Genomic DNA, 11,598 nt, shown 5'->3' on the forward strand with positions numbered 1-11,598 from the left:
TTTCACGAGGGGCGCAGCGCGTAGGCGAGGATCGCTGCGGCGGTCGCCACGTTGAGCGAGTCCACCCGGTCCGTCATCGGGATGGTGACCGCGTCGTCGGCCGCGCCGCTCCAGGCATCGCTGAGCCCGTGCCCCTCGGTGCCGAGCAGCACCGCCACCTTGCCCTCGGGCCGATAGGCGTCCAGGCTGACGGCACCCGGACGCAGCGTCGCCGCCACCAGCCGGAACCCCGCCTCCTTCAGCAGGCGCAGGTCGTCGTCGCTGGTCATGCGTCGCCAGGGCACCGCCAGTGAGGCTCCCATCGACGCCTTGATCGCGCGCCGGTACAACGGATCGGCGGCGCCCGGCGAGAGCACCACGCCTCCCCAGCCGAGCCCGGCGGCGATGCGCATGATGCCGCCGAGGTTGGCATGGTCGACCAGATCCTCACACACCAGCAGTCGGTCGGCGGCCAGCAGGGTGTTCCAGTCGGTCGGCGCCGGGCGCTCGAACGAGGCCAGCGCGCCCCGGTGCACGTGAAAGCCGCTGACCCGCTCAATCAGAGCCCCCGGCGCGACGTAACACGGCACGTCGGGCCATTCGGCCAGCACGTCGGCGAGCCCCGCAAGCCAGCGCTCCTGCAGCAGGAAGGCTCGCGGGCGGCATCCGCCCTCGGCGGCGCGCCGGATGATCTTGTCGCCCTCGGCGATGAAGATCCCTTCCGCCGTCTCGAGACTGGTACGCAGCTGCGAGTCGCGCAGCGCCACGAAGTCCCTGAGGCGCGGATCGTCCGGGGTCTGGATCTCTATCTCCACACCCCGAGACGATAGCCTGCTCACCATGGCTCGCGGTGAGGTTCCCTTCGTGCTGCTCGACGACGCCTTCTCCGGACGCGGAACCCTGCTCACGGACCTGACCGACATCGTCGAGGTGGATCTGAACAGCCTCGACGCGGCCCTCGTCAACGGCTGGCAGCGGGGCCTGCACTGCTTCGTCTGGCTGCCCTACGACCTCGGCGAGGCCCACCTGCGTCTCCGGGACACCGGAGTCGGCGCCGTGTTTCGTTTCGCCGAGCGGCGCGAAATCGACGCCGGCAGCTGGCTCGCAGACACGGCGCCGAACGAGCCGGCGGGTGTGGTCTCCCCCGAGCCGGCGTGGAACGAGGACGTCTTCACGGATCGGGTGGCGGCCGTGCACCAGGCCATCCGGCGCGGCGACACCTATCAGGTCAACCTGACCTTCCCGATCCGCGCCGACCGGTACGGGCACCCGATCGACCTCTATCGACGCCTGCGCGATCGGCAGCCCACCGAGTACGCGGTCCTGGCGCACCTGCCGTCGCCCGCTCCGTCGTGGACGCTCGGACTCTCCCCCGAACTCTTCCTCCAGGTCGATTCCGACGGCACCGTGCGATGCACCCCGATGAAGGGCACGGCGCGTGCAGACGAGATCGACGACCCCACGACGCTCGCGGCCGACCCGAAGAACCGCGCCGAGAACGTGATGATCGTCGACCTCCTGCGCAACGACCTCGGGCAGGTCGCCCAGCCGGGCAGCGTGGCCGTCACCTCGCTGTTCGATGTGTCCCGGGTGGGCGACCTCTGGCAGATGACCAGCACCGTCGAGGCCCTCGCTACACCCGGCACCCTGCCGGGAGCCCTGATGCGGGCGGCATTCCCGTGCGGCTCGATCACGGGCGCGCCGAAGTCGTCGAGCATGGCGGTGATCCGAGCGCTGGAGGACACACCACGTGGCGGCTACACCGGAAGCATGGGCCTTCTCGAGCCTGCCGAAGGACCGCTGGGATGGAAGAGCAGCCTCAATGTGGCGATCCGCACCGTCGAGATCGACGACGACGCGCTGCGGCTGGGCGTGGGAGCCGGCATCACGATCGGCAGCGATCCGACCGCGGAGTACCGCGAGTGCCTCGCCAAGGGCTCCTTCCTCACCGGGCTTGCTCCGCAGTTCTCCCTGATCGAGACCATCCTCGTCGACGACGGCCGCGCCCCGAGACTGGCCGGGCACACCTCACGGCTCCGCGCCTCCGCCGCCGCGCTGGGCTTTCCGGAACTGGACGCGAGCGCCCTGCTGACCGACGCCCTGGCCACGGTGCCCAGCAAGGGGACGCATCGCGCACGGGTGGAGGTGGCACCCGACGGCCGTGCGAGCATCGCGCACGCGCCCATGGTTCCGTCATCGGGCAACCCGATCCTCATCACGCTCGCCCCCCAGCCCTGGCGGCCCGACGCGCTCTCGCGCCACAAGACCACCCGCCGCGCGGCCTTGGACCAGGCCTGGCGCGACGCGGACGCCGCCGGGGCCTTCGACGCCCTCGGCACCGACGCCGACGGCTATCTGCTCGAAGGCGGTCGAAGCAGTGTCTTCGTCCTCATCGACGGCGTCTGGCGCACCCCTCCCCTGGCACGCGGCGTGCTGGACGGGGTGGCGCGAGCCGAGATCCTGGAGCACGGCTCCCTCTTCGGACGCCCGGCGACCGAGGGCGATGTGACGATCGACGAGCTGCGATCCGCCGACGGCCTCGTCGTCGCCAATGCCCTGCGGGGCGCGATGTGGGCGCGGCTGGTTGTGTAACCGGGCCATGTGCGTGAGACTAGCCCGCATGCCGCTTGAGCCACCCGTCGAAGAGTTGCACTACGAGCTGACCCGCGCCCGGCTGAGCAACGGGTTGGAGGTTGTGGTCCAGCACGATCCCGGCGCTCCCGGCGAGGCCGTCAACCTTTACTACGAGGTGGGGTCGGCCGACGAGGAACCCCACCGCACGGGGTTCGCCCACCTCTTCGAGCATCTGATGTTCCAGGGCTCCGCTCAGGTGGCGTCCGGCGAGCACATGGCGCTGATCGAGGCGCTGGGCGGCACCGTCAACGCCACCACCTCCAGCGATCGCACCAACTACTTCCAGGCCGTTCCGCCCGGCGCGCTGGATCTGGTGCTGTGGCTGGAGGCCGACCGGCTGGCGTCGCTGGCGATCACCGCCGACAACTTCGAGGCGCAGCGCGACGTGGTCAAGGAAGAGCGCCGGCAGCGCTACGACAACCAGCCCTACGGCGACCTGCTGGAATTGCTCATCGCGCAGCACTTTCCCGCCGGACACCCCTACGGCCACCTGCCGATCGGTTCGATGGAGCATCTGGACGACGCCGCCCTCGACGATGTGGCCACCTTCTTCGCGCGCTGGTACCGGCCCAGCAACGCCCGCCTGGTGCTGTGCGGACCGGTGCCTCCCGACGAGGCCCTGGACCTCGTCGAGAACCGTTTCGGGCTGCTGCCCACCCTGCCCGCGCCGGCGCGCCCCGCGGTGGGCGAGCGCCACCAGTTGTTCGCTCCCCAGGTGACGTCTGTGACGCGCCCCGTCCCCCACTCGCTGAGCTACCTCTCCTGGACGGTCCCGCCGGCGACCCATCCGGACCACGCGCCGCTCGACCTGGCCGCCTCGGTGCTCGCCGACGGACATGCCTCGCGACTGCACCGCGCCCTGGTCAAGGAGGCCGGCATCGCCACCGAACTCCACCTCTCCACACTGCCGCATCTGAGGGCCGAGTCCGTCGTGGCCGCTTCGGCTCGGCCGTCTGAGCAGACCAGCGTCGCCGAGCTCTCCGAACGCCTCCTCACCGAGATCGCCGCGTTCGCGGAGTCGGGCCCCACCGAGGAGGAACTGCAGCGAGCGCAGGCCCAATACGAACGCGACTGGCTCTGGGAACTGGCCACCACCGCCGGGCGTGCCGACCTGATCAACGAGCACTGGCTGACCTACGGAGATCCGGCCTCGATCAACACGCATCTCACGCACGTGATGTCACTCACCCCGGCCGACCTCGCCCGGGTCGTCGCCGATCACCTCACCCCCGCTGCCGCCCACCAGCTGCACTACCTGAGCGGAGAAGATCGATGAGCCGCCCCGTCGTCCCCGCGCCGCGCCCCTGGATCTACCCGTCTCCGGAGGTTCGCGTTCTCCCGAACGGCCTCACCGTGTGGCTGTTCGACCTGCCGGGCCAGCACGTCGCCACCTTCGACCTGCTGCTTCCCCTGCCGCTGTCCAGCGAGCCCCGGGCGCTGGAGGGAGTAGGCACGATCGCACTCAATTCCATCGACGAGGGCACCGTCCCCCACCCCGACGGGAGGATCGCCGAGCTGCTCGAGGCTGAAGGGGCCTCGCTGCACGGCTGGGCGAAGCAACATCACACCCGTCTAGGAGGCCAGGCGCCGGCGCGTCGGCTCGGCCCCGTCCTGGAGCTGTTCACGGAGGTGCTGCGCGAGCCCGCCTACGCCGACCAGGACATCGCTCACCACATCGAGACCCGCATCGCCCGGCACGATACGGCGTTGGCCTCCCCCGGCAGCGCCAATCGGTTGGCATTCAACCGGCGCCTCTACGGCGACGACGCCCGGCTGGGCAGGCCGGCTGGAGGCGTACCTACGACGCTGGGCGCCATCTGCCCCGACGATGTCCGGGAGTGGCATCGTCGAGGTTTCGGCCCCGCGCACGCCACCGTCATCGTGGCCGGCGACCTCTCCCGGGTGCCCACCGAGGCGTTCGATGCGCTCGGCGCATGGCAGAACTCACAACCCACGCTCGCACCACCGGCCGACGACCTCCCGCCTCACGGCACGGGCACCGTGCTGGTGGATCGTCCCGACGCGGTGCAGTCGACCATCCTGGTGGGCCTGCGCAGCGTCCCCCGAACCGATCCTCGTTGGGCGGCCGCACGCCTGGGTGGGCACGCGATGGCGGGCGCTTTCGCCAGCAGGCTGAACCTCGAGCTGCGCGAGCGCCTCGGCTACACCTACGGCATCCATGGCGGCTTCGGCGCCGGGCCCACCCACAGCCTGTTCACCGTCGGCGGCAGCACCCGCAGCGAGGTGACCATCGACGCGGTGCTGCGTATCCTCGACCGGCTCCGGCTCGGTGAACCCTTCGGTGCCGCGGAAATCGAGGACGCCAAACGCTTCCTCATCGGCATCGCTCCGCTGGCCACGGAGACGTCGGCGGACATCGTCGACCAAGTGGCGGAGTTGCGCGCGGCAGGCCTGGACACCACCTTTCTGAAGCAGCACTTCGCGGCCCTCGCCACCGTCGAACCGGACGAGGCCACCCAGGTCTTCCAGGAGCTCGTGACACCGGAGAACCTGGTGATCTCGATCACGGGCCAGGCCGAGCGGTTCCTCCCGGAGTTGGAGGCCGCCGGCCTGGCGCCAGAGGTGATCGATCCGGCGAGCTAAGTGAGACCTAGCGCTCCTCCTCCGGGGTCTCCTCGCCGGACGGCTGCTCGCTGGCCGAGGGATCCTCGGTCTCCGCGACACCGGTCTCCTCGTCGAGCAGCTTGATGGCGCTCTCGATCTGCACCTTCGCCGCGTCGTTCTTCGCCTGGTAGTCGGCCAGCTTGCCCTCGCGGAGCGCCGCGTCGGCCTCAGCGAAGAGCTTCTCCGCGCTGTCCAGGTGATTGCGCACCCTGACGCTGGTCTCGAGCGCGGGCTGCTCCGTGCCCGAATCGGGCTCGAGGCCGGGAACCTCTTCCTGCGAACCCTCACCCGTGTCGGCGCCGGCATCGCCCTTGAACACCTGGTCGAGCGCGGCCTGCAGCGTCTCACCGATGCCGACGTGCTCGCCGAAGCGCACCACGACGAAGCGCAGAGCCGGGTAGCCGCCGGTGGTGGAGGTGGTCTGCGTGTAGATGGGCTGCACGTAGAGCAGACCGCCGCCGACCGGCAGCGTCAGCAGGTTGCCGTAGATCGCGCTGGCCGTCGATCCCTGACGGGTGAACGGCAGCAATCGATCGGCCACCTGCTCGTTGGTGGAGATCGCGTTGAAGGTCTGGCCGGGTCCGGAGATCTGATGGGTGTCGGAGAGCTTGAGTGCCCGCAACTGACCGTAGTTCTCGCTGGTGGCATCGGCGTTGGCCGCCATGAACACCGACAGGTTCTCGCGCTCGCGTGGAACGAACACCGTGGTGTTGGCGTAGTGCGGCTCGTCGTCGCCCGGCCAGCGGATGGTCAGGAAGTAGGGCGGCTGCTTGACCGCGTCCTGCGTCCCGCCGCGCACCGGATCGTTGGGGATCGCCCAGACGTCCGACTCCTGCAGCCAGGTGTCGGTGTTCTTGGTGTGGTAGCGGCTCAGGATCTGGCGCTGGAGCTTGAACATGTCCTGCGGGTAGCGGAGGTGCTCGAGCAGTTCCGGTGAGATCTTCTCCTTGGGCGTGATCACGCCGGGGAAGACCTTGGACCAGGTCTGCAGGATCGGATCCTCTTCGTCCCACTCGTACAGGGTCACGGTGCCGTCGTAGGCGTCGACGGTGGCCTTGACCGAGTTGCGCACGTAGTTGACCTTTTGCGCCATCGTCAGCTGCTGAGCCGACTGGGTGCGCGAGTCGGAGATCGAGTTCTCCCAATCCGAACGCCACGAGTTGGGGTAGCTGTTGGTGGTGGTGTAGCCGTCGATGATCCACACGATCTTGCCGTTGACGACGCTCGGGTACGGATCGGAGTCCAGGGTCAGCCAGGGGGCCACCTCCTGCACGCGCTCCATCGGAACCCGGTTGAACAGCAGCTGGGACTCCTCGTTGACGCGATCCGACAGCATCAGGTTGATGTCGCCGAAGCGCAGCGCGAACAGGGCACGCATGAACGGGTTGCCGATGGCGACGCCGCCCTCACCGTCGTAGGTGTTGCGCGACTCGGTGCGAGCCTCGCCGCCCGACGGGGTGTCCAGCTCGACAGGAGTCGATCCCTCGGGCGCGCCGGCGACCACCCAGTGCGTGCTGCGCTCACCGAAGTAGATCCGCGACTGGTGCTCGTCGAGGAGGCCCACCGTCGGAATGCCACCGGAGGCGAAGACAGGCTCGCCGTTGACCTGGCGCTGGTTGCCGTAGGCGGCGACGATGCCATGGCCGTGGGTGTAGACGGTGCGCATGTTATTCCACAGCTCGCCGGACTCCACCGAGGCCAGGTCGAGTTCGCGCACCGCCACCACCATGTCGACGCTGCGGCCGTCGATCTCGTAGCGGTCGACGTCGAGCGTCTTCGGGAAGCGGTAGTACCCGCGCACCTGCTGCAGCTGCTCGAAGGTGGGCGGCATGACGGAGGGGTCCATCAGGCGGATGGCCGGCAGCGCCTCCGCGTCGGAGCGCAGCTGCCCCGCGCTGACGGAGGTGACGGCCTCGTAGTCATCGATGTCGATGTTGTCGATGCCGTAGGCCTTCTGCGTGGCTTCGAGGTTGGCGGCGATGAACGGACGCTCGCGCTCGGGCTTGTTGGGCTCCACCTGGAAGTTCTGGATGAACCACGGGTAGACCATGGTGAGGATGATGCCGGTGACCACCATCAGCGCCAGCGACACCGCGGGAATGCTCCAGCGCACCTTGTAGGCGTTGTAGAAGCACAGCGCGGCGCACAGCAGGGCCACCGCCGCGAGGATCGTCTGGGCGGGCACCCGGGCGGCCGAGTCGGTGTAGGTGATGCCGGTGAGCAGCTGGTTGGTGGTGACCGAGTACAGGAAGCGCGTCAGGTAGGAGTTGACGGCGAACACCACCAGGCCGAGGCCCAGCATGATCGAGATGTGACGCTGCGCGGTGAGGGTGGACTTGCTGGGCACGTTGCCGAGACCTCTGACCGCCTGGGTGGTCAGCGAGCCCGTCATGAAGTGCACGGAGAGCGCCGCGATCGCGCTCAGCACCAGCGCGAACAACACGAAGCTCACCAGGAACTGCAGCGCCGGAAGGGTGAAGACGAAGAACGAGACGTCGAGGCCGAAGTGGGCGTCGGTGACACCGAAGGAGGAGCCCTTCCACCAGGCGAGGAACACCTCGCTGGAGGACGCGGCGGCACCGCCGCCCATCAGGCCGATGATCACCGCCGGCACCAGCATCAGCATCGCGGAACGACGATCCAGGACGTCACGCAGCTGCACGAGCAGATCGGCGTCGAGGTTTGCCCGCCGCACCTTGGGGCGCAGCCGGTAGGCGATCGCCATGCTGGCGAACACCATGCCGCCGAGCAGGATCCCGAAGGCGAAGAACAGCACCAGCTTCGCCACCCACTGGGTGGTAAAGACGGTCTGCATGCTGAGGTTCTCGAACCACAGGTATTCGGTGACCAGCTGGGCCGTCAGCAGCAGCAGCGCGACGAGGGCGCCCACCACCGCCACGGTGATCAGCAAGGGGCTGGGCCTGCCGCGTCCTCGGGCGTCAGCGACATTGCTCCGGATACTCACGAACTCTCACCTTCCAAGGTTGCCAACAGCGCCTCGGCAAGACCGGGAACCAGGTCCTCGCTGCCGAGTAGATCTTCGGGGTTGCTGATCAGGCGCGCGAGACCGTGTCGCGAGCCGTCCCGCAGAACGCCCACCACCACTCGCACGTCCTGCTTCTCCGGGTGCGAGCTGACGAAACGCTCCGCCGCGTCACCGTCCTCAGGCAGGTCACCCTCGAACTGGGGCGGCAGGAAGCTGCGCTCCATGGCCAGCGCGACACCCTCGACGGTGTCCGGCCAGTAGATGCCGCTCAGCCGCTCGAAGACGTTGTCGGTGGCGTGGAAGTCGTCCTGCTCGATGGCGGTCAGCGCATCGTCGTTGGCCTCCGGGACGCGCCCACGGAGCTGAGGCTCGAGCGCGAGCAGTTGAGCGGTGCTCACCAGGGCGAACAGCCGGGCGGGCTGGTCCCAGCCGGCCGACGACACATGCCGCTCGACATCAGCCAGACAAGCGATCAGTCGGGTTGCATCAGCCACAGACGGGCACCTCCGAGACATTTCCTTCGTTGATCAACTGGAGCGCCGCGATGGCGTCGTTCAAGGTGGCGACCTTGACGAGCCGCGCTCCGGATTCGACGCCGATGACGTCGTCACAGTTATTTGCGGGGACGAGGAAGGTATCGACGCCGGCCTTGTCGGCAGCGGCGATCTTCTGCCGGATGCCTCCGATCGAGCCCACCTTCCCCGTCGGATCGATGGTGCCCGTCCCCGCGACCACCGAGCCGCCGGTGAGCGGTCCCTCGGTGATGGTGTCGTAGATGCCGAGCGCGAAGATCAGGCCGGCGCTGGGGCCCACGATCTCCGGGTCGAGGCTGTACTCGAGCGTCGGCTGGTAACGATACCCGGTGCCGACGCTGATTCCCACCACGGCGCGGTGCTCTCCCTGGGTGCTGGCGACGGTGGTCAACGCCACCTGGGTCTGCTTGCCGTCGCGGCGCACCTCGAAGGCCGCAGGCTCCCCCACCTTGAGGACGGCGATCTGGTCGGTGACGTCGGCCGTCGACGACACCTCCTTGCCGTTGACGGAGATGATCAGGTCGCCTGGCTCGAGCATGCCCGCCGCCGGGCCCGACGACACGACGCCCGTCACCATCGGCACCTCCGTCACGGCGACGCCGGCGGCCCGCAGGGCGGCGACCATGGCGTTGTCGCGCGACTCCTGCATCTGCTGCATCGACTGCTGGCGCACCTCTTCCGGCGACTGACCCGGCTGGTAGACGGCCTCCCGCGGCATCGCGTCGGATCCCTCCGCGAAGTAGGCGAACACGGCCTCGGGCAGGCTGACGCTGGTATCGCTCTTCGACGTCGACACCGTGGTCAGCCGCAATTCGCCCGAAGTCTCGTAGACGGGCAGGCCCGAGACCGTGATGACGGGGCGCTGATCGTGGGTTCCCAGCACGTCCAACGTCTGGCCTGGGCGCCAGGTGACATAGGGCACGGGAAGGATCACGAGGAACAACGCGAGCACCACGAAGAGGATCGAGGAGACGATGGCCACCGCGTTGCGCGTCATCCGCCCTCCCTTCGCCTTCGGTGTGCGTGAACCACCGTATCAAGAGCGCCAAGGAGGGCGACGCGCACCTCGCTTGCTCCGTACGGTTGAATGGGACAAGGAGGTAGCTGATGAGTTCCGAGAACACCCCCCAAGGTCCCTTCGACTTCGAGCAACTGCGACGGATGCTCGAGCAGATGGGTTTCACCGTCGGAGGAGATTTGAACCTGCCGGACCTGATGGCCCAGTTCGGCAAGATGGCGGGTCCGGGCATGGGCGTCTTCGGCATGACCAACGCCGATCGCGACCCCGACGCCGCCTGGCTCACCACCATCACCGCTGCCAAGCAGCTCACCTCCGAGCAGGCTCCCGACCCGGCCCTCACCAAACAGGAGCGCGACGTTCTCGTCGACGCGGAGCGGCTGGCTCAGTCGTGGCTCGACGAGCACACCACCATGCCGCCCACCTATCGGGTTGCGCGCGCGGTGACCCGCACCGAGTGGCTCGACGAGTCCAGCCCGTCCTGGCGGCGCATCGTGGAGCCGATCATCGAAGGCCTCGGCGATGCACTGGAACGCGAGGCGAGCCCCGGACTCGATCCGCAGGATCCGATGGGAGCGATGCTCGCCCCCTTGATGAGGCAGTCGGCATCGCTGATGTACCGCGATCGGCTGAAGCGCGAGCTTTCCCGCGTGGCCTGCGACACTCTGACGGGCACGGAGGTAGGCTTCAACATCCTCCCCTCTCCCGACGTGGTGCTGCTGCCCTCCAACCTGGCCCAGTTCACCCAGGATCTCGACGCGTCGGAGTCCGACGTCGTGCTCTACCTCACCGTGCGCGAGGCGTTGCGGCAGCGGCTGTTCAACCACGTCGGATGGCTGAGCCCGCAGATCCAGGCGCTGCTGGCGCACTTCGCGCGGGAGATCACCATCGACCTCGAGGCGATCACGGAGCAGTTCGATCCCAGCCGGTTCGAGTCCATGTCGATCGAGGACGTCATCGCCGTCGGCGAGCAGGTCCGAGGGTCCTTCTTCAAACCGGCGAGCACGCCGGAGCAGATGGAGATCCTGGAGCGCCTCGAGGTGTTGCTCACCCTCGTCGAGGGCTGGGTAGATCACGTCACGGCCAGGGTGACCGCCAAGTGGATGCCCAGCGCCGCCCAGCTCCAAGAGCTGGTGCGCCGCCGTCGCGCGGCGGGAAGCCCTGTGCGCTCGGTGCTGCAGGAGCTGATCGGGCTGACGCTGCGTCCCCGGCTGGTGCGCGACGCCGAGAATCTCTGGGCCGCCATCGAGCACGACCGGGGCGTCGACGGCCGCGACGCGGTGTGGCAGCATCCCGACCTGATCCCCAGCGCCTCCCATCTGGCCGACCCCCTCTCGTTCCTCTCCGAGGACGCCGGTGCACCGGTGGAGGACGACTTCGACGCCGAACTCCGCAAGCTGCTCGACCAGGGCGAGTGAAGGTGAGTTGACGCCGAGCGGCGGCACGCGGTTTACTTCCCAGCAGTGGGTTCCGTGGTTCGGCCCGCAGGGGAAGGCGGGTCCGGACCACGGGACTCCTTTGCGTGTCAGGAGCTGGTGTGGCTACCCCCGCCCGCTACAGTGAACGGTGTGCTGTCCCCATTCGGGGGAGACGGTCAAAGATCTTTAGGAGGATTCAATGGCAGAAGAGACGTGGGAAGGCGAGTTCTACTGCGTGAAGTGCAAGGCCAAGCGCCAGGCCTCGGGCAACGTCGTTGTCAACGCCAAGGGCACCAAGATGGCCAAGGGCAAGTGCCCCGAGTGCGGCACCAACCTCAACCGTATTCTCGGCAAGGCCTGAGTTACACGCAGTCAAGCGACTACCGCTGGGGCGGGATCGATCAT

The 11,598-nt window shown here is 68.3% G+C and carries 9 protein-coding genes; 5 read left to right on the forward strand and 4 right to left on the reverse strand.

Annotated elements, in window-relative coordinates; translation table 11 throughout:
• Positions 1-2: 2 nt before the first annotated feature.
• On the reverse strand, positions 3-821 hold the full coding sequence (locus tag P0D62_RS00260) for a TrmH family RNA methyltransferase (protein ID WP_406708200.1): 819 nt from the start codon (positions 819-821) through the stop codon (positions 3-5).
• On the opposite strand from P0D62_RS00260, the gene P0D62_RS00265 reads away from it, so the two are divergent.
• From P0D62_RS00265 to P0D62_RS00275, 3 genes are read left to right on the forward strand one after another with little or no spacing between them, the layout of a single operon-like run.
• Complete coding sequence (locus P0D62_RS00265) at positions 820-2,571, forward strand: bifunctional chorismate-binding protein/class IV aminotransferase (RefSeq protein WP_275700611.1); 1,752 nt, start codon at positions 820-822, stop codon at positions 2,569-2,571. The two genes, P0D62_RS00260 and P0D62_RS00265, sit on opposite strands and share 2 nt — an antisense overlap.
• Positions 2,572-2,599: 28 nt before the next feature.
• Positions 2,600-3,889 (forward strand): M16 family metallopeptidase, encoded by a 1,290-nt coding sequence (locus tag P0D62_RS00270; RefSeq protein WP_275700612.1) that lies wholly within the window; start codon positions 2,600-2,602, stop codon positions 3,887-3,889.
• On the forward strand, positions 3,886-5,217 hold the full coding sequence (locus tag P0D62_RS00275; RefSeq protein ID WP_275700613.1) for a M16 family metallopeptidase: 1,332 nt from the start codon (positions 3,886-3,888) through the stop codon (positions 5,215-5,217). The genes P0D62_RS00270 and P0D62_RS00275 overlap by 4 nt, the downstream gene beginning before the upstream one ends.
• A gap of 7 nt (positions 5,218-5,224) precedes the next feature.
• Here the strand turns inward: P0D62_RS00275 and P0D62_RS00280 are convergent, their stop codons facing one another.
• The 3 genes from P0D62_RS00280 to P0D62_RS00290 are packed head-to-tail and all read right to left on the reverse strand — an operon-like array spanning position 5,225 to position 9,754.
• Positions 5,225-8,203: a UPF0182 family membrane protein gene (locus tag P0D62_RS00280; RefSeq protein WP_275700614.1), complete on the reverse strand. Its 2,979-nt coding sequence runs from the start codon at positions 8,201-8,203 to the stop codon at positions 5,225-5,227.
• A complete protein-coding gene (locus P0D62_RS00285; RefSeq protein ID WP_275700615.1) occupies positions 8,200-8,718 on the reverse strand; it encodes a PPA1309 family protein in 519 nt (172 codons plus the stop codon). Before P0D62_RS00285 ends, P0D62_RS00280 begins: the two co-directional genes overlap by 4 nt.
• Entirely contained in the window at positions 8,711-9,754 is a 1,044-nt protein-coding gene (locus P0D62_RS00290; RefSeq protein ID WP_275700616.1) for a YlbL family protein, read from the reverse strand. The genes P0D62_RS00285 and P0D62_RS00290 overlap by 8 nt, the downstream gene beginning before the upstream one ends.
• A 110-nt stretch (positions 9,755-9,864) precedes the next feature.
• On the opposite strand from P0D62_RS00290, the gene P0D62_RS00295 reads away from it, so the two are divergent.
• Together P0D62_RS00295 and P0D62_RS00300 are read left to right on the forward strand one after the other, a co-directional pair.
• A complete protein-coding gene (locus P0D62_RS00295) occupies positions 9,865-11,193 on the forward strand; it encodes a zinc-dependent metalloprotease (protein WP_275700617.1) in 1,329 nt (442 codons plus the stop codon).
• A gap of 199 nt (positions 11,194-11,392) precedes the next feature.
• The gene (locus tag P0D62_RS00300) at positions 11,393-11,554 is read left to right on the forward strand and encodes a DUF5679 domain-containing protein (RefSeq protein ID WP_275700618.1); all 162 of its coding nucleotides are present in this window, start codon (positions 11,393-11,395) and stop codon (positions 11,552-11,554) included.
• Positions 11,555-11,598: the final 44 nt, after the last annotated feature.

The sequence above is a fragment of the Tessaracoccus caeni genome (assembly GCF_029211185.1).
Lineage (GTDB): Bacteria > Actinomycetota > Actinomycetes > Propionibacteriales > Propionibacteriaceae > Arachnia > Arachnia caeni.

Coding starts and splice junctions, on each gene's coding strand:
- P0D62_RS00265 (WP_275700611.1), top strand. CDS start 820: ATGGCTCGCGGTGAGGTTCCCTTCGTGCTGCTCGACGACGCCTTCTCC.
- P0D62_RS00260 (WP_406708200.1), bottom strand. CDS start 821: ATGGTGAGCAGGCTATCGTCTCGGGGTGTGGAGATAGAGATCCAGACC.
- P0D62_RS00270 (WP_275700612.1), top strand. CDS start 2,600: ATGCCGCTTGAGCCACCCGTCGAAGAGTTGCACTACGAGCTGACCCGC.
- P0D62_RS00275 (WP_275700613.1), top strand. CDS start 3,886: ATGAGCCGCCCCGTCGTCCCCGCGCCGCGCCCCTGGATCTACCCGTCT.
- P0D62_RS00290 (WP_275700616.1), bottom strand. CDS start 9,754: ATGACGCGCAACGCGGTGGCCATCGTCTCCTCGATCCTCTTCGTGGTG.
- P0D62_RS00295 (WP_275700617.1), top strand. CDS start 9,865: ATGAGTTCCGAGAACACCCCCCAAGGTCCCTTCGACTTCGAGCAACTG.
- P0D62_RS00300 (WP_275700618.1), top strand. CDS start 11,393: ATGGCAGAAGAGACGTGGGAAGGCGAGTTCTACTGCGTGAAGTGCAAG.